Below are 16,896 nucleotides of genomic sequence, written 5' to 3'. Positions count from 1 at the left end.
GCGGCATCAGAGGTGGATGCCGCACTCGTTCTTTCCGGTGCCGGCCCAGCGTCCGCTACGGGCGTCGTCGCCCGGAGCGACACGCCGGGTGCAGGGCCAGCACCCGATCGAGGGATATCCGTCGTACTGCAGAGGGTTGACGAGGACGCCGTTCTCGGCGATGTAGCGGTCGACGTCGTCGGCCGTCCAGCGTGCGAGCGGAGAGACCTTGACCTTGCCCTTGCGGCCGTCCCACCCCACGACAGGGGCGATGACGCGGCTGTGCGTCTCGTCCCGGCGCAGTCCGGTGGCCCATGCGTCGTAGCCGGCCAAGGCCGCCTCGAGAGGCTTGACCTTGCGGAGCGCGCAGCACAGGTCGGGATCGGTACGGAACAGGTCCTTGCCGTGCGCGGCGTCCTGCTCCGCGACGCTCTGTACGGGCGTGACGGTGATCAGGTTGACCGGCACGGTGGCCTCGACGGCGTCGCGGGTCCCGATGGTCTCCGCGAAGTGGTAGCCGGTGTCGAGGAACACAAGGTCGAGCCCCGGAGCGACCTTGCTCGCGATGTCGGCGAGGACGGCGTCACCCATCGACGACGTGACGCAGAAGCGGTCGCCGAAGTGCTCGACCGCCCACTCCAGGATCAGCTCGGCCGGTGCGAGCTCGAGCTCCGGTCCGGCGATGCGGGCGAGCTCCTCGAGCTCTTCGGTGGACCGCGCAGGGACGTCGTGACGGATCGCGGTGGGCGTCATGCGACGTCACCCCCCGCGGGGATCAACCCGATGAACGAGAGCGAGAAGGCGCGGAGGCAGGCGCGGCACTCCCAGGCGCCGTGACGGGTCCCGTGAGGACGCAGGTCCTCGTCGCCGCAGTAGGGGCAGTGGAAGGGAGCCGCGCGCCCGCTCATCGCAGCTGCTCCTCGTCGGCTCGGGAGACCCACTCGGCGAACGACTCGTCGTCCCTGCGGTGGTCGAGGTATCCGCGGACGACCCGCTCCACGTAGTCGGGGAGCGCCTCCGCGGTGACCTTGTGGGCACGCAGCTTGCGCCCGAAGCCTGGTGTCAGGCCGAGGGCGCCGCCGAGGTGGACCTGGAAGCCTTCGACCTGTCGGCCGCCGTCCAGCACCAGCTGGCCCTTGAGACCGATGTCGGCGGTCTGGATCCGGGCGCAGGAGTTGGGGCACCCGTTGACGTTGACGGTGATCGGCTCGTCGAGCTCGGGGATCCTGCGCTGCATCTCGTCGATGAGGAGGTCCGCGCGGTTCTTGGTGTCGACGATCGCGAGCTTGCAGAACTCGATGCCCGTGCAGGCCATCGTGTTGCGGCGCCACGGCGACGGGTCCGCCTCCAGACCGATCGCGGCCAGCTCGGCGACCAACGAGTCGACCTTGTCGGGGGCGACGTCGAGGACGAGCAGCTTCTGCTGGGCCGTCGTACGGATCCGGTTGCTCCCGTGGGCCTCCACGACGTCGGCGAGCCGGGAGAGGATCGTGCCGGTCACGCGACCGACCTTCGGCGCGACGCCGACGTAGTAGCTGCCGTCGACCTGGCGGTGGACGCCGACGTGGTCCCCGGGCGTACGAGGTGCGGGCGCCTCGGGCCCGTCGACGAGCTTGCGCTTGAGGTACTCGTTCTCGAGCACGTCGCGGAACTTCTCCGGGCCCCAGTCGGCGATGAGGAACTTGATGCGTGCGCGGGTCCGGAGCCGCCGGTAGCCGTAGTCACGGAAGACCGACGCGATGCCGTGCCAGACCTCGGGGATCTCCTCGAGCGGGACCCACGCGCCGAGGCGCTGCGCGAGCATCGGGTTGGTCGACAGGCCGCCTCCGACGAGCAGGTCGAAGCCTGGGCCGTGATCGGGGTGCACGACACCCGTGAAGGCGACGTCGTTGATCTGCGGGACGACGTCGTGGCTCGGGTGCCCGCTGATCGCGGTCTTGAACTTGCGGGGCAGGTTGGAGAGCTCGGGGTCACCGATGTAGCGGCGCTCGATCTCCTCGACCGCCCAGGTGCCGTCGATGATCTCGTCGGAGGCGATGCCGGCGACGGGGGAGCCGAGGATGACCCGAGGGCAGTCGCCACAGGCCTCCTGGGTGCTGAGCCCGACCGACTCCAGCCGGTCCCAGATCTCGGGCATGTCCTCGACGCGGATCCAGTGGTACTGCACGTTCTGGCGGTCTGTCAGGTCGGCGGTGTCACGGCCGAACTCGGTCGAGATGCCGGCGATGGTCCGCAGCTGGCGCAGGTCGAGCTGGCCTCCGTCGATGCGGACGCGGAGCATGAAGAAGGAGTCCTCGAGCTCTTCGGGCTCGAGCGTGGCAGTCTTGCCGCCGTCGATGCCGGGCTTGCGCTGGGTGTAGAGGCCCCACCAGCGGAAGCGTCCCCGGAGGTCGGCCTTGTCGATCGAGTCGAACCCGCCGTGGGCGTAGATGTTCTCGATGCGAGCACGCACGTTGAGCGGGTTGTCGTCCTTCTTGGACTGCTCGTTGGCGTTGAGCGGCTCGCGGTATCCCAGGGCCCACTGGCCGTCGCCCTTGGCGCGGCGGGGGCGGGCGACGCGCACGGGGGCGTCGGTGGTCGCGGTCATGTGGCGTCCTGTCGAAGAATGCTCGGGTGCGATGGTCAGCCGGCGCGTCAGAGGGCCGGGGCGGGGACGATCAACCGCAGCGACACATCATGCTGCGCATCCGACCGAAGTCCACGTGACGGCGTACCGCCAGGTGGGTCGTCTGCGCTGTGAGCATGGTCGTCAGTCTGCGCCGGGTACCCCGTCGAGAGCAACGCTTCATCTCACAAGATGAGATCCCCATCCATATGATGAGACGTTGCCGTCTCTCCTCCCGCCGTTGCAGGGATCGACAGGGGTCTCTGTGACCCGCGCCACAGCGACAACGGCTTAACCCAACGGCGTGACCGAAACGACGGGGGCGGAGATCAGCCGAGGACGGGCGTGGCCCGCTCGGCGATGCGGGCCGCCTCCACCCCGCGGGGGAGCGTCCCGAAGGTGCCCGCCCAGTCGCCCCCGATCCGCGAGGCGACGAACGCGTCGGAGACCCCCGGATCGCTGTGGCGGATGAGGAGGGACGCCTGCAGCGCGACCGCCATCTGACCGGCGATGCGCCGCGCCCGGAACTCCGCGTCGTCGAGATCGGCGAGCTCGACCAGCACGTCGTCCACGATGCCGTCGACGCGCGGGTCGTAACCCCGTACGGCACCCATCTCGTTCAACCACGCCTCGAGCGCCTGGGGCTCACGCTGGAGGGCGCGGAGGACGTCGAGCGCGTTCACGTTGCCGCTGCCCTCCCAGATCGAGTTGAGCGGCGACTCTCGGAAGAGCAGCGGCATGCCGGACTCCTCGACGTAGCCGTTGCCGCCGAGGACCTCGAGCGCCTCCGCAACGTGGAAGGGCGTGCGCTTGCACACCCAGAACTTCGCGAGGGGCAGCGCGATCCGGCGCAGCGCCTTCTCGTGCTCGTCGTCGGACCTCTCCACGCTCGCGGCCAGCCGGAGCCCGAGCAGCGTCGCGGCCTCGGACTCGATCGCGAGGTCGGCGAGGACGTTCTGCATCGCCGGCTGCTGCGACAACGGCGCGCCGAACGCGGACCGCTGCGCGGCATGCCACGTGGCTTCCGCCACCGAGCGGCGCATCAGCGCCGACGAGCCCAGGACGCAGTCGAGGCGGGTCGAGGCCACCATCTCGATGATCGTCCGGACGCCGCGGCCCTCGTCGCCGAGCCGGACTCCCCAGGTGCCGGCGAACTCCAGCTCCGAGGACGCGTTGGACCGGTTGCCGAGCTTGTCCTTGAGGCGGACGACCTGGAGCGGGTTGCGCGTCCCGTCGGGGAGCACCCGCGGCACCACGAAACAGGTGAGTCCGCCCGGCGCCTGCGCAAGCACCAGAAAGAGGTCGTTCATCGGAGCACTCGTGAACCACTTGTGACCGTGCAGCACGTACTCACCGTCGACGGCCGTCGGCGTGGCCGTCGTGACGTTGGTCCGGACGTCGGAGCCGCCTTGCTTCTCCGTCATCCCCATCCCGGCGAGGATCCCCGTCTTCTCCGCGGGGTTGCGCAGCCCGAAGTCGTACGAGGTGGAGGCGAGCAGTGCCGTCCACTGCTTGGCCTGCGCGTCGTCGGCGCGGAGCGCGGGGACCGCGGCGTACGTCATGGTCAGCGGACAGCCGTGCCCCGGGTCATTGTGGGTCCACGCGACGTACGCCGCAGCACGCCGCAGGTGCGGCTGGGGCTGGTCGCTCACCCACGGTGTCGCGTGCAGCCCGAACCCGATCCCCTGCCTCATCATCCAGTGCCAGGACGGGTGGAACGCGATCTCGTCCACCCGGTTGCCGTAGCGGTCGACCGGGTGGTGGACGGGCTCGTTCTGGTTGGCGAGCATCCCGTGCTCGCGGGCCTCCGCCGAGCCGGCGAGCCGTCCGACGGGCTCCAGCGACGAGAGGACTGCCGGGGCGTCGTCACCGGCGAACGCGCGCACCGAGGCGACGAGCGCGGCGTCGGAGCTCACCGCGTCGTAGCCGACGAGAGGGGCGGCCTGGTTGGTGGAGGCACGCTGCAACGGGTCCATGGCGACACCTTAAATCGTTCGCGCGCGCTGCCGGCCGTTCGTACGGTCAGGCTCATGGAGACGCAGAACGGCAGCGCGACGGCCTGGGGCGGCGGAGCTGGTCCTCGTTCCACATCTCAGCGGTGGTCCCATCTATCTCCATGGGCTGTTCGACCAGAAACGATCAGCTTCGGCCAGTTGCGGAAATCTACCGCCACCCTCGTCCTGGCCTCTCGCGAAAGAACGGTGCGCCCGTCTAACATGAGTGCAGCGTCGCGTGTCGGTGACAGTCTGTGTCAGGCATGGAGGCGTCGAACCCGAAGGACCGAGGATGCTTTCATCGCTCCCTTCGTCCTCGCGTGACTGAGCGCGAGACGACCAGGCTGATTGCCTGGAGCAACGAACTACGCCGCGTGCACCAACGCCTGCGGGACGCTCTGGCCGTCGCACAGACAGCCGTACGCGACGGCGGTCCATCCGAAGACGCGACGCGTAATCTGCTGCTGTACTGCCACGGATTCTGTGCGGCACTCGACGGTCACCATCGCGGCGAAGACCGCGCCCTTTTTCCCGCGATCGAGGCCGCTCATCCTCACCTGGCCCCCGTGCTCCGATCCCTCGAACAAGACCACTCGATGATTGCTCATCTCCTTGGGGAACTTGGTGCGGCCGTCGACCGATCAGCGACGGCGGCAGAACTCGCGATGCACCTGGACGGAGTTGGTGCGGTGATGGAGACTCACTTCCTCTACGAGGAACGACAGCTCCTGCGTGTGTTCGAAAGACTCGAACTGCATGATGCCGTGAGCGACGTCCTGGGACCGCTGTAGCCGAGAACTGGCTTGCACGGCGGCGCGATCGCTCCGCGAGTCCCCAGAATCGATCGTTTCTGGCGTGCAGGGCCGTCTCAGCAGAGCTATCGCCAGAAACCTGGCATCAGCCTGAATGCGCGCGGCAGGATCAGCGCCCCGATGAGCAGTCCTGCGACCGCGTCCGCCTGCTCCCAGCCGGTGTGGCGATCACGATCGCGGTCACGATCAGTGCCGCGGATCCGAGGAAGTCGTTGACGACCTCCAGGAACGCGGCGCGCATGTTGACGTTCGCCGCCTGCCCCGAGGAGAGGACCAGCATCGAGGCGACGTTGCCGACCAGGCCGATGATCCCGAACACGATCGCTAGCCGGCCGCGGTGGTCGGCAGCCCCGGGCGGTGCGTGGTCGCGGTCGTGCCTATCAGCGGGAACCCCTCGACGAGGTGTGATCAGTCGGCACAGCCGCCGTCCTCGCAGTGCTCGTCGTCGCAGTGCGCCATCCCGCCGCCGACCAGCTGGGAGACGGGTGTGCAGCAGGCGTCGCCCTTCCAGGCTTCGATGCCCTCTCGGATCGCGAACGCGGCGATCGCCATGGCGGCGATCGGGTCCGCCCACCACCAGTCCAGGGTGCTGTTCAGCACGAGCCCGACCAGCAGGACCGCGGACAGGTAGGTGCAGATCAAGGTCTGCTTGGAGTCAGCAACGGCGGATGCCGACCCGAGCTCGCGGCCGGTGCGGCGCTCGAACCAGGACAGGAACGGCATGACCGCCAGGCTCACCGCGGCCAGGATGATCCCGGCCGTGGAGTGCTCCGGCTCGGTCGCATTCAGCAAGGTCCGGACGGCGTCGACGGTGACGAATGCCGCGAGGCCAAAGAACGACAGTGCGATGGTCCGCATCGCGGCGCGCTCACGGGTGTGCGGGTTCGGGGCAGAGAACTGCCAGGCGACCGCCGCCGCGGACAGCACCTCCACGATCGAATCCAGGCCAAACCCGATCAGCGCCGACGAGGACGCGAGCCGGCCGGCGACCAGGGCGACGCCGGCCTCGATGACGTTGTAAGTGATCGTCACCGCGACGATCCACCGGATCCGTCGCTCGAGCACTAAGCGGCGGTCCGGGAGCAGGGGGCGTGGGCCGATCGAGATGCTGCTCATGCGCAGCTGCAGTCCGGGCCGCAGCACGTCGCGTCGACCGCGAGCACCAGCTGCAGCAGATCACCGAGCGCTGATGCCAGGTGCGGATCGGCTAACCGGTACCAGGTCCGGCGCCCGTCGGGGAGTGACTCCACAAGACCGCAGCCGCGTAGGCATGCGAGCTGGTTCGACATCACCTGCCGCGAGACGCCCAGCGCGTCCGCAAGGTCCGACGGGTAGGCGGGCGCCTCGCGCAACGCCAGCAAGATCCGCGTGCGCGTCTCGTCGGACAGGGCGTGCCCCAACCGAGCAAGTGCTGAGGTGTGCGTGAGGGTGGCCGTCTCCATGAGCGTGACCGTACACGATTCGCTGTATTCAGCGGAGGATGTACCTAGCTGGACTCTGTGCCGGACTCCGGCTGTCGTGCGGATCGCACAAGCGACCTCAACTGATCGTTTCTGGGCGAGGACCGCTGGCGCCGTCGAGGTTGCGACGCGCCGACGCCCGCCTCGCCGCCGAGCAGAACCAGCACCTCAGTCCCAGAACGTCTTCGGCGCCGGCAGGTGGCGAGCACCGCGACCGGAGTACTGGAAGTGCTGCCAGTCCGCGCTCCCCAGCCACCGGAACCCGTGCCGCGCCAGGATCCGCACCACCGCATGGTTGCGGCTGCGGTAGACGAACGCCGCCGGGCTGCGTCGGGAGTCCCAGTCGCGGTTGGGGACGAGGCCCCACGCCGAGCGGTACGGGTTCTCCCAGGTGTTGAGGTCGATGCTGCGCCCCGTGCTGTGCGGGCTGCGCCGTCCCGGTCGTCCCACGACGCTGCGGCAGTTGAATCCCGAGGAGTTGCCGGCGGCCATCGACTTCATGTCGTTGCCACCGCGCAGCCTGCGCGACCAGCCGAAGCGGTCGACCCGGTAGAGCGACCGGATCGGAGCCTTCGCGGCGTGCAGGTCGCGGAACACGCGCTTGGTCGCCTTCGCGACGCGCGCGTGGATCACGATCTCGCCACGGCGCCGATAACCGTCGTAGGCGTAGTAGTTGGTCCGGAGGATCCGGAGTGAGGACCGGCCCACGGGGCAGCCGCGGTGCCAGGTGCGGCCCTTCATCGAGCGCCACACCGCGTTGGAGATCCGGCTGACGGAGACGTGCGCGCCGGCCTTACGTGCTCGAGGCTGCCGGGGGAGCCTGATGCGCGGCGAGGCTGCGCCCGGAGGACGGACGAAGACCCGACCCGGGGGCACGTTGTCGACGACGTGCGTGGCTGAGGTTCCCGCCAGGACGTACGCCGTCCGGGCGGTGCGCAGCTGGTAGGCGACGTCGACACGAGGCTTGACCCGCACCTTCCCGGACCCTGCGCGCACCGCCACCGAGCCGCGCGGTGTCCACGCCGACTCCCCAGAGCGACGACCCCACAGGGCGGCCGTCCCGGTCACCGCGCGACCGTCACCGGTCGTCCAGCGGGCCGTCAGCGTGGCGGTACGGCCGTCGGTGAGCCTGGCCGGCCCGGACAGGGCGAGTCGAGACGGTGCGGCGGTCCCGGTGAGACCCAGCTCGCGAACCGCGGTCCCCTCAACGGTGACGTGACGTACACGCAGTCGCTGGGCGCCCGGGACGACGGAGACGCCCACCGCGTACGAGCCGTCTGACGCGGGCCGCGTCGCGGCCAGCCTCTCCCAGGCTCCGTCGTTGCGACCGCGCTCGAGCAGGATCTCGCCGTCCAACCGTGAGGTGGTGCCGCGGATCGTGGCGGTCGTCCCCGCGTACGCGCTCGCCGGCGCCGAGACGGTGAGCTGGGGCGGTGCGGCGGAGGCCGGTGCCGCACCGAGCAGCGAGCCGACGAGGGCGCCGACCAGGACGGTGACGAGGAGGGTGAGCGCGCGAGCTGCTTTCACCATCCCACCGTAGGCCCCGGCAGAGCCGTTGGCTCGTCCGGCGCACGCGGTGGACGCGGGGTCTCAGGCGTCCTGGATGCGGGCGAAGGGACGCGCTGCCTCGAGCTCGTAGGCGAGCTCCAGCAGCGTCCGCTCGTCACCGTGGTCGGCGGACAGGTGGGACCCGATGGGAAGCCCCGAGCGGGTCTGTCCGAGAGGCAGCGAGATCGCCGGCCCTCCCGCGACGTTGTTGAGCGGTGTGAAGCCGACGTAGGAATACAGACGCGCGAAGAGCCGGTCGAAGTCCAGCGTCGGCGAGAGGTAGCCGAGCTTGGGCGTCGTGTGCGAGAGCACGGGGGAGAGCAGCACGTCGTACGTCGCGAAGAGCGCGCGGTAGGAGTGCTGGGCGCGGCGAAGGCGGTAGATCGCTCCGGGGAACCGGCGGACACCCTTGCGGAACGCCGCGGCGAGGCCCTGGGTGAGATTGTCCGTCAGCGCCGGGTCGAAGTCGGGTCCGAGGCCACGCTTGCCGGAGACGGTGAGGTACCAGGCGAGGAACCCCCAGTAGAGCGCGAAGTCGTCGGCGAACTGCTGGGTGATCGGGAGCGGCATCTCCTCGACGTGGTGGCCGAGCGACGCCAGGAGCTCGGCGGTCCCGGTGGTTGCGTCGTGGGTCTCGCGGTCGCTGGCCCGCGTCACCGAGTCGTGGATGACGCCGATGCGCAGTCGGGTCGTGCCCGGGCCCTCGACGAGCCGGACCGCAGGCAGGCGCGGGTTGCGGTAGGTGCGCTCGGCGGCCGCGAAGAACCGAGCCGTGTCACGCACCGACCGCGTGACGACACCCTGCGTCACCACCTTGACCGGCATCGTCTCGTCGAGGCGGTCAGGAGTGATGCGACCACGGGTCGGCTTGAGGCCCACCAGCCCGCACGCCGCCGCCGGGATGCGGATGGATCCGCCGCCGTCGTTCGCGTGAGCGAGGGGGACCGCCCCGGCGGCCACGAGCGCCGCCGAGCCACCGGACGACGCACCGGACGAGTACGCAGGGTTCCACGGGTTGCGCACCGGCGGCCGGGTCATGAACTCGGTGGTCGCGCTGAACCCGAACTCCGGGAGCCGGGACTTCCCGAGGTAGGTCAGGCCCTGGTCGGACCACATCCGTACGAAGTCGCTGTCGGCGCGGGCGAGTCGCGGCGCGTACGCCTCCGAGCCGTTGCCCGTCGGCCAGCCCGCGACGTCGACGTTGTCCTTGACGAAGGTCGGCACTCCACCGAACGCGCCCGCTGCGGCACGGTCGGCCGCGTCGAGCGCTCGGTCGGCGTCGAGGTGCTCGACGGCATCGAGGGCGGACACCGCCTCGACCCGGGCGAGCGCCGCCTCGGCGACCTCGCGCGGCTTGATCTGACGGGTCGCGACGAGCTCGGCGACGCCGGTCGCGTCCAGGTCACCGAGAACGTCGTCACCGAACGCGTGGACGCGAGGTGAGTGCGGCACGGGGGCTCCTGAGGCATGCGTGTGTCCGAGGTCACTGGGAGCGTATCAGTGGGATCCCGCACCGCCGAGGCCTCTGCAGGGCGCGCTGACGTACGGCGGCCACGGTCTCACGGCGGTACGCTGCCAGGCGCGGAACAGGCGGGCTCCGGCCCTGGCTCGAGGAGGACGGACGTGTCGGCACACGGGGGCAACAGGGCGATCGTCGCCGCGCTCGCGGCCAACCTGGGGATCGCGGTCACGAAGTTCGTCGCCTTCCTCCTCACCGGTGCCTCGTCCATGCTCGCCGAGTCCGTGCACTCGGTCGCCGACTCCGGCAACCAGGGGCTGCTGCTCCTCGGAGGCAAGCGTGCCCGGCGTCGGGCCGACGAGCGCCATCCGTTCGGGTACGGGCGGGAGCGGTACATCTACGCGTTCATCGTGTCCATCGTGCTGTTCTCCGTCGGTGGTCTCTTCGCGTTGTACGAGGCCTGGCACAAGTGGGAGGACCCGCACCCGATCGACTCCTGGCAGTGGGTGCCGATCGTGGTGCTGCTGGCCGCGATCGGGATGGAGGGGTTCTCCTTCCGCACCGCCATCGTCGAGTCCAACGCCGTCCGCGGGCCCCAGTCGTGGGTCTCGTTCATCCGCAACGCGAAGTCGCCGGAGCTCCCGGTCGTCCTTCTCGAGGACTTCGGCGCCCTGATCGGCCTGGTCCTGGCGCTCTTCGGTGTCGGCATGACCCTGACGACCGACGACGGGCGCTGGGACGCCCTCGGTACGGCTGGCATCGGGGTGCTCCTCGTCTCCATCGCCGTAGTGCTGGCGATCGAGACCAAGTCCCTGCTCCTCGGTGAGTCGGCGAGCCGCAAGGACGTCGACGCCATCAAGGCGGCTGTCGTCGGGGAGGGCGTGTCGTCGGTCATCCACCTGCGTACCCTCCACCTGGGCCCGGAGGAGCTGCTGGTCGCCGCGAAGATCGAGGTCGACACCACGGAGGACGCCGCCGACATCGCCGCGGCCATCGACGGTGCGGAGGCTCGGATCCGCGCCGCCGTCCCGATCGCCCGGGTCATCTACCTCGAGCCGGACCTCCGCAGGTCGGCGTCCACGGCCACACCCGCCGACCTCGGGCCCGACGCCTAGCCCGGGAGCACGCGCAGGATGCGGTCGGCTCCGTTGCCGTTGGAGGTCGACACGTACAGCGCGCCCCCGGGTGCGACCGTGATCGCCCGCAGCCGGCCGTACCGGCCCTGGAGCGCCACCGACTGGCCACGCAGCCGGCCTCGCTTGTCGAACCGCAGCAGGCGGATCTGCTCGGCCTTCAGCGCCGTCACCGCGAGCACGCGCCCGGCCCGGTTGCCCCAGACCGACCCCCGCAGCCAGGCGGCAGCCGTCGTCGCGAGGGTCGTGCGGCCCGAACGCCACCGTGCGCTGCGCTGCTTGCCCGGGAGCCGGTGGTTCGTCATGGGGACGGACTCGTTGTAGCCCGGCACCGGGTTCCACCCGTAGTTGCCCTTGCGGAACAGTGCGTTGACCTCGTCGTCGCGTGAGGAGCCCTGCTCGACCGACCACATGCGGCCCGCACGCCGTGCGAGGCCCTGCACGTTGCGGTGGCCGTAGGTGTAGACCCGGCGCTTCATCGCGTAGCGGGACTTCGCGTACGGGTTCGTCCGCAGACCGCGGCCCGTCCGCGCATCGACGCGGAGGACCTTCCCGCCCCCGGACCGGAGCCGTTGCGGGTTGCGCCCGACCACGCCGTCACCGGTCCCGATGAAGAGCGTCCTGCCCGCGCCGAAGGCCAGTGCGCACCCACCGTGGCGTCCGGTGGTGGCGGGGAGCCCTCGCACGATCGTCGTGACCAGGCGGGCACGGGTGCGGGCGGCGTTGAGGCGCCAGCGGGCCACACGGACGTCCGTCGTCGAGCCCGAGCGGTAGCCGTGGCAGGTGTAGAAGGCCCCGGTACGGGCGAAGTCAGGCGCGAGCTCGAGCGCCATGAGCCCGGTTTCCCCGCTCGCCCAGATTCCCCTCGCTCGCCCCACGACGCGCTTGCCGCCGCTGAGGGTGCCGATCGAGATCGTACGGCGGGCGCGCTCGGTGAACAGGAACTGCCGAGAAGAGATGAACGCGATGTCCCAGGGATGGTCGAGGCCACGCAGGACGGTGGTGACGCGCATCGGCGCGGCTCGCACTGCCGGGGCAGCGGCAGGCCGGGCACCGGCGGTGCGGGATGCGATCGGTTGAGCAGCCCCGCTCTCGCGCTCCGCACCCGCCCCGGCTTCGGGGACGAGCAGGGCCGCGGCGGCCAGGCCTGCGATGGCGACGGCGGATCTCCTCATACCTCAGTCTCACTCCGACCGACCGATCGCGCGAGAGGTCGACGGGGCCGTCGTACGCGGCCGTCACGCCCGACGGCGGAGGAAGGGCCGCACCAGCGCGACCAGGTCGTCACCCGGAGCGGCGCCGAGCTCGTGGCGGAGTCGTTGCGCGTACGCACGGTAGCGTCGCGCGGCCTCGAAGCGGTTCCCCTCGGTCACCAGCGCCTGGACGAGGACCGTCACCGCCGACTCGCGCAGCGGCTCCGCACAGACGGCGGCAAGTCCTGCTCCGGTCGCCAACGTGTAGGCGCCTGCCGCCGACGCGGTCCTGCACACCGCCTCGAGAGCCTGGATACGGTGCAGGTGGAACTGGTCCTGCTCGTCCAGCACCCAGGACTCGTACCACCCGGGCAGCAGGTCGTGCTTGAGCATCTCCACCTCCTCCGCTCCCACCTCGACGTCGGCCAGGGCCTGGTCGGCCACGCGGCGCGCCTCGCCCAGGTCGACGCTCGCCGCCAGCTCCAGGTCGGGGCCGTCGGCACGGACCCAGCGGCGGGGGAGCTGCCAGAGGGCACGCCGCACGTTCGCGCGCGCCCTTGCCTCCGTCAGCTCTGGCCAGAGGTCGGTGCCGGTGAGGAGCCGATTCACCCGGGGTCCCTTCACCGCGGCGTAGGCGAGCAGCCGCCGTCCGGCTCCCGAGAGGCGTTCGGGGGGACGTGTCCCGAGCCCTCCGAGGACGCCGACGCGGCGCGATCCGTTCGAGCTGGTCACCGTTTGCTCCTGGTCCCTGGCACGTCCTGAGTAGGCGTCCGGGGGCCACGTGCCGCGGAGTCGAGCGAGGGCCGGGCGACGGCGGCGTGGGTTCGACCTCACGAGCATAGGGGCCCTCGGGCTCGCGCTCGCGGGCATTGTCGCCTGCGCCCGACGACGAGGACGCGCCGCGCACGAAACAGGGACGCAGCACGGACGCGAACCGACCAGGGCGGGGTACGGGGCCTCGTCGCGGCGGGGACGACAGCGAGACCCCGCCGGCTACGGCGGCCCTGCAGGCTGCTGGTTGTCGCGCATCGACAAGCTCCGGGAGGGTCTCATGACCGTGATCGACCAAGCTGCAGGGGAACGCCTCGAGGGAGAGGTCGAGACCCCCTTCGCCGAGGACGCCGCCACGCTGGAGACGCTGCCCTCGACCCTCGGCTTCCTCCCGTGGACCGAGGTGACAACGCCGTTCGCCGAGCTGCTCACCGGCGAGGCCGAGGGAGACGGGGAGACGGCAGAGGTCATCGCCGAAGCCTTCGAGAGCATCCACGACGAGCAGTTCGACGAGGCTCTTGCCGAGCTCATCGCGGAGACCGCGGAAGCGGCCGAGACGGGGCTGGTCGCCGAGCAGCCGCAGCAGCTCGCTCTGCAGCGGCAGCAGATCGCCGATGCCCACCTGGCACCGATCGGCTCCGAGGCCGAGCGGTGCGTCCAACGGTTCGCCGACCACCTGCAGAACCTGGACGTCGAGGCGATGGCACCCGACCAGCTCGACGAGCTCCTCGGCCGCTTCGAGGTCGGGGAGCTGGACGTCACTCCAGCGGGCGAGGAGTTCATCGGAGGCCTGATCAAGAAGGCCAAGAGCGTCGTGAAGACGGTGGTCAGCACTGCGGGCAAGATCGGGAAGGCGGCGCTCTCGGTGCTCGGCCCCATCCTCAACAAGCTGAAGGCGCTCGTGCGCCCGCTGCTCCAGCGCGTCCTCGCGATCGCCATCAACAAGCTTCCGGCAGCGCTGCACGAACCCGCTCGCGCTCTCGCGCGGCGCTTCGGGCTGGCCCAGAAGGAGACCGAGGACCTCGTCGAGACCGAGGGTGACGCCGAGGAGGAGTTCCTCGTCTCGTCGTTCGCCCCGACGCCGGTGACCGCGGGAGATCCCGAGAGTCTTGCCGAGTCCTTCGACGCGGCTCTGGCGGAGTCCGTCCTCGGTGGTGAGTCGCTGGAGCAAGGGGAGAGCTTCGGCCACGACCAGGAACGCGGTGCCGCTCCGGCGGCGTCCGACGAGCTCGAGTCGCTGGCAGCGGCTCGCAGCGCGTTCATCGACCGCGTCGCCTCGGCACAGGAGGGTGAGGACCTCACCCCGGCGATCGACCAGTTCCTCCCCGCGATCCTGCCCGCGCTCAGGCTCGGCGTCCGGCTCGTCGGTCGCCCGAAGGTGGTGGGCTTCCTGTCGGGTTTCCTCGCCAAGCTCATCGGACAGTGGGTCGGGCCGAAGCTCTCCGGCCCCCTGTCGTCGGCGATCGTCGATGTGGGCATGCGTGTGATCGGGCTCGAGCAAGGCCGTCCGGGCGATCTCGAGCAGGAGGCTGCCCCCGCGGCGCTCGCTGCGACGGTCGAGGACACGGTGCGGCGGCTCTCGGAGCAGCCGGCGGCGTTCTTCGAGGACGAGGACCTCCTCCAGGTGGCTCTGTCCGAGGCCTTCGAGGAGGCGGTGGCAGCGAACTTCCCCACCCAGCTCGTACGGCCCGACCTGCAGATCGCGCCGTCGCTCGGCGGGTCGTTCGTCGTCCGGCACGCTCGCACGGCCTACGCCTACAAGAAGTTCTCCCGGGTGCCCGAGATCGAGGTGACCGCTGCGGTCGCCTCGACCGTGACGACGTTCGGCGGCGTCACGCTGGCTGCCGCGCTGCGAGCAGCGGGGATCGCCCTGCCGGGACGGTTCCGCGTGCACGTGTACGAGTCAGGTCCGGGGACGACGTTGGTGCGCCTCGCGCGACTCGAGAGGATCGCGGGGTCGGCGTCCGCCCGAGGTGCGCACAGCCAGCTGCATCCGCTGACGATCGCCAACGCGGGGGTGCTGCTGCGCGAGCCGCGGCTCGGTGTCGATGCCCCCGTCCGCTTCCTGGCGTCGCGCCACCGCATCTCCGTGGGCCAGCGCTTCTTCCGTCTCGAGCCTGTGGGCCAGAGCGGCGCTCCCGACGCGACGCCGGGTTCGGCCGCCGAGGCCGTCCGTCCGAGCGACGGCAGGGTCAGGAGCGACGAGTCACGTGGCGACGTCCGCCTGTCGCTGTTCTTCTCCGAGGCCGACGCGCAACGCCTCGCCGCTGCCGTCGCCTCGGGCCGCGGGGGCACGACCCTGCTCCGCGCGCTGCTCCGCTCTGCCTTCGCGACGGCGCGGGGTCCGCGTCGGCGTCGACCCACGGCACCGCGGGGACGGGGCCGAGGGCGTGGGCGAGGGCCGTCGCGTGCGCAGCGGCGGTTGCGTGCGGGCCTGGCCAAGGCGTTGGCCGAGTTCGTCCGGACGCGGGGCAACGAGTTCGTGCGGGCCGCCCAGGACCCGGCTCGCGGAGTCACCGTTCAGGTGCATCTGCGAGGCGTCGCCGGCCCGGCCGACGACGCGGACGCCGGTGAGACGCCCGGGACGGCGCCACAGGCTGCGACCGCCGGCAGCAACGGGACGACGGCGGTGCCCGCGGCGCCCGCCACGGTCACGGTCGTCCCCGGGAGGGTCGAACCGTGAACGAGCACCGCCTGATCGCCGACGAGCTCGAGCGTCAGCTCGGTCACTGGACCGGTGCCGCGCAGTGCTTCGTCGACGCCGAGGAGTTCGCGTCACGGCACGCGTGGGAGTCGCTCGAGCGCTCGATCGGCCTGCCGGTGCGGACCCAGCTGGCGCAGACGGTCGACCAGCTGCTGGAGAACGGCCGGACGACCACGGCGGCGGTCCGGGCCAGTCGCCTGGATCCCGGGCGGCTCGCGGAGGCGCACGCAGCGGTGCAGCAGTTCCGCCGTCGCTACGTCCAGGTGGAGACGACGCTGGACTTCTTCGGACAGGCGGTCAACACCCGCACGAGCACACATCTCCGTACGACGCTGCAGTTCCTCGACTCGGTCGCCTACCAGAGCATCGAGCCGGTCCTGCGGCCGCTCGGCCTCCCTGTTCCCCCAGTGCTCACGTACCTGGGGGAGGGCTTGGGCGCCAGCATCCTCCGGGTGGGGATCCGGCTCTGGGCCCCTGGGGCCGTCAACCCCGTCGCCGCCGTCAAGATCGTGCGGCACAACCTTTATCGTCCCACCTCGCTCTTCCACGAGACGGGGCACCAGGTCGCCCACCTCGCGGGATGGAACGCCGCCCTCGCGGACGCGCTCGGCAAGACCCTCGCCGACGATCCCGCCCTGAAGGCGATGTGGCAGCCGTGGAGCAGCGAGATCGCTGCGGACGTGTACGCGTTCGTCCTGACCGGGTTCGCCTCCGTCGCCGCCCTGCACGACGTGGTCGGCGACGAGCGGACGCTCTTCCGGTGGCCGTTGGGGGATCCGCACCCGATCGGGTGGTTGCGAACCCTGCTGGGCTGCGCGATGTGTCGGCGTGCGTACGGCCCTGGGCCGTGGGACCGGCTCGAGCGGGCGGTCATGACGACCTATCCGGCGAGCCGTGCCGACGCGAGCAGCGTGCCGCTCATCCTGCGTTCGCAGCGTCGCCTGGACGCGATCGCCGCGACCTGCCTCGACACCCCGGTGCCCGGGTTCCGGGACCGGCCGGTCAGTGCGCTGGTCGACCCCCAGCGGGTGTCGCCGTCGGCGCTCGCGGAGCTGGAGCGGAGCGCAGGACCCGCGCTGTGGACCTCGCCGCACTGGCGCGGGACGGAGGGCATCCGGCTGATCGCCCTCGCCGGGCTGCGGGAGGCCGAGAACCCTGAGAGGGCCGGCGAGTGGATCTCGCGGGCGAGGACCTGGATGACCGGACAACGGAGCGTCGCCGCGTGAGCGGCGCCTAGC

Annotated in this window: 15 protein-coding genes; 4 read left to right on the top strand and 11 right to left on the bottom strand. The window is 70.9% G+C overall.

Features of this window, described 5'->3' with window-relative positions; all coding sequences use genetic code 11:
• Positions 1-6 precede the first annotated feature (6 nt).
• The 4 genes from KV097_RS09170 to KV097_RS09155 all read right to left on the bottom strand — a co-directional run bounded on the left by KV097_RS09170 (position 7) and on the right by KV097_RS09155 (position 4,560).
• Positions 7-732, bottom strand: a complete 726-nt coding sequence (locus KV097_RS09170; RefSeq protein WP_220365706.1) for a phosphoadenylyl-sulfate reductase — start codon at positions 730-732, stop codon at positions 7-9.
• Complete coding sequence (locus tag KV097_RS09165; RefSeq protein WP_220344516.1) at positions 729-887, bottom strand: hypothetical protein; 159 nt, start codon at positions 885-887, stop codon at positions 729-731. The genes KV097_RS09170 and KV097_RS09165 overlap by 4 nt, the downstream gene beginning before the upstream one ends.
• A complete protein-coding gene (locus KV097_RS09160) occupies positions 884-2,566 on the bottom strand; it encodes a nitrite/sulfite reductase (RefSeq protein WP_220365705.1) in 1,683 nt (560 codons plus the stop codon). Before KV097_RS09160 ends, KV097_RS09165 begins: the two co-directional genes overlap by 4 nt.
• 347 nt (positions 2,567-2,913) lie before the next feature.
• Positions 2,914-4,560: an acyl-CoA dehydrogenase family protein gene (locus KV097_RS09155; protein WP_220365704.1), complete on the bottom strand. Its 1,647-nt coding sequence runs from the start codon at positions 4,558-4,560 to the stop codon at positions 2,914-2,916.
• A gap of 338 nt (positions 4,561-4,898) precedes the next feature.
• Here KV097_RS09155 and KV097_RS09150 point away from each other — a divergent pair, with 338 nt between their 5' ends.
• Positions 4,899-5,369 (top strand): hemerythrin domain-containing protein, encoded by a 471-nt coding sequence (locus tag KV097_RS09150; RefSeq protein WP_220365703.1) that lies wholly within the window; start codon positions 4,899-4,901, stop codon positions 5,367-5,369.
• A 130-nt stretch (positions 5,370-5,499) separates the two neighbouring features.
• Here the strand turns inward: KV097_RS09150 and KV097_RS19200 are convergent, their stop codons facing one another.
• From KV097_RS19200 to KV097_RS09125, 5 genes are all read right to left on the bottom strand, one after another.
• Positions 5,500-5,709: a hypothetical protein gene (locus tag KV097_RS19200; RefSeq protein ID WP_308289383.1), complete on the bottom strand. Its 210-nt coding sequence runs from the start codon at positions 5,707-5,709 to the stop codon at positions 5,500-5,502.
• An 89-nt stretch (positions 5,710-5,798) separates the two neighbouring features.
• Complete coding sequence (locus KV097_RS09140) at positions 5,799-6,506, bottom strand: cation transporter (RefSeq protein ID WP_220365702.1); 708 nt, start codon at positions 6,504-6,506, stop codon at positions 5,799-5,801.
• Complete coding sequence (locus KV097_RS09135; protein ID WP_220365701.1) at positions 6,503-6,832, bottom strand: helix-turn-helix transcriptional regulator; 330 nt, start codon at positions 6,830-6,832, stop codon at positions 6,503-6,505. The genes KV097_RS09140 and KV097_RS09135 overlap by 4 nt, the downstream gene beginning before the upstream one ends.
• A gap of 186 nt (positions 6,833-7,018) precedes the next feature.
• Positions 7,019-8,377 carry a M15 family metallopeptidase gene (locus KV097_RS19745; protein ID WP_220365700.1) on the bottom strand — a complete coding sequence of 453 codons (1,359 nt, stop codon included), beginning with the start codon at positions 8,375-8,377 and terminating at the stop codon, positions 7,019-7,021.
• A 63-nt stretch (positions 8,378-8,440) separates the two neighbouring features.
• The gene (locus tag KV097_RS09125; protein ID WP_220344524.1) at positions 8,441-9,850 is read right to left on the bottom strand and encodes an amidase; all 1,410 of its coding nucleotides are present in this window, start codon (positions 9,848-9,850) and stop codon (positions 8,441-8,443) included.
• A gap of 120 nt (positions 9,851-9,970) precedes the next feature.
• On the opposite strand from KV097_RS09125, the gene KV097_RS09120 reads away from it, so the two are divergent.
• Entirely contained in the window at positions 9,971-10,972 is a 1,002-nt protein-coding gene (locus tag KV097_RS09120) for a cation diffusion facilitator family transporter (protein WP_374106989.1), read from the top strand.
• Here KV097_RS09120 and KV097_RS09115 read toward each other — a convergent pair.
• Positions 10,969-12,165, bottom strand: coding sequence for a sorbosone dehydrogenase family protein (locus KV097_RS09115; RefSeq protein ID WP_220365698.1), 1,197 nt, complete (start codon positions 12,163-12,165; stop codon positions 10,969-10,971). The genes KV097_RS09120 and KV097_RS09115 overlap by 4 nt on opposite strands.
• A 63-nt stretch (positions 12,166-12,228) precedes the next feature.
• Positions 12,229-12,915, bottom strand: a complete 687-nt coding sequence (locus KV097_RS19740) for a bacterial transcriptional activator domain-containing protein (protein ID WP_220344530.1) — start codon at positions 12,913-12,915, stop codon at positions 12,229-12,231.
• 319 nt (positions 12,916-13,234) lie between these two features.
• Here KV097_RS19740 and KV097_RS09105 point away from each other — a divergent pair, with 319 nt between their 5' ends.
• On the top strand, positions 13,235-15,637 hold the full coding sequence (locus KV097_RS09105) for a hypothetical protein (protein ID WP_220365697.1): 2,403 nt from the start codon (positions 13,235-13,237) through the stop codon (positions 15,635-15,637).
• Positions 15,634-16,884 (top strand): hypothetical protein, encoded by a 1,251-nt coding sequence (locus KV097_RS09100; RefSeq protein WP_220365696.1) that lies wholly within the window; start codon positions 15,634-15,636, stop codon positions 16,882-16,884. Before KV097_RS09105 ends, KV097_RS09100 begins: the two co-directional genes overlap by 4 nt.
• Positions 16,885-16,896 lie beyond the last annotated feature (12 nt).

The organism is Mumia sp. zg.B17, assembly GCF_019550915.1.
Taxonomy (GTDB): domain Bacteria; phylum Actinomycetota; class Actinomycetes; order Propionibacteriales; family Nocardioidaceae; genus Mumia.
This window is presented reverse-complemented; position numbering and strand designations above follow the sequence as displayed.

What these genes read in the sequence shown, in the direction of transcription:
- KV097_RS09170 (WP_220365706.1), bottom strand. Translation starts at nt 732, where the DNA reads ATGACGCCCACCGCGATCCGTCACGACGTCCCTGCGCGGTCCACCGAA.
- KV097_RS09165 (WP_220344516.1), bottom strand. Translation starts at nt 887, where the DNA reads ATGAGCGGGCGCGCGGCTCCCTTCCACTGCCCCTACTGCGGCGACGAG.
- KV097_RS09160 (WP_220365705.1), bottom strand. Translation starts at nt 2,566, where the DNA reads ATGACCGCGACCACCGACGCCCCCGTGCGCGTCGCCCGCCCCCGCCGC.
- KV097_RS09155 (WP_220365704.1), bottom strand. Translation starts at nt 4,560, where the DNA reads ATGGACCCGTTGCAGCGTGCCTCCACCAACCAGGCCGCCCCTCTCGTC.
- KV097_RS09140 (WP_220365702.1), bottom strand. Translation starts at nt 6,506, where the DNA reads ATGAGCAGCATCTCGATCGGCCCACGCCCCCTGCTCCCGGACCGCCGC.
- KV097_RS09135 (WP_220365701.1), bottom strand. Translation starts at nt 6,832, where the DNA reads ATGGAGACGGCCACCCTCACGCACACCTCAGCACTTGCTCGGTTGGGG.
- KV097_RS09115 (WP_220365698.1), bottom strand. Translation starts at nt 12,165, where the DNA reads ATGAGGAGATCCGCCGTCGCCATCGCAGGCCTGGCCGCCGCGGCCCTG.
- KV097_RS09105 (WP_220365697.1), top strand. Translation starts at nt 13,235, where the DNA reads ATGACCGTGATCGACCAAGCTGCAGGGGAACGCCTCGAGGGAGAGGTC.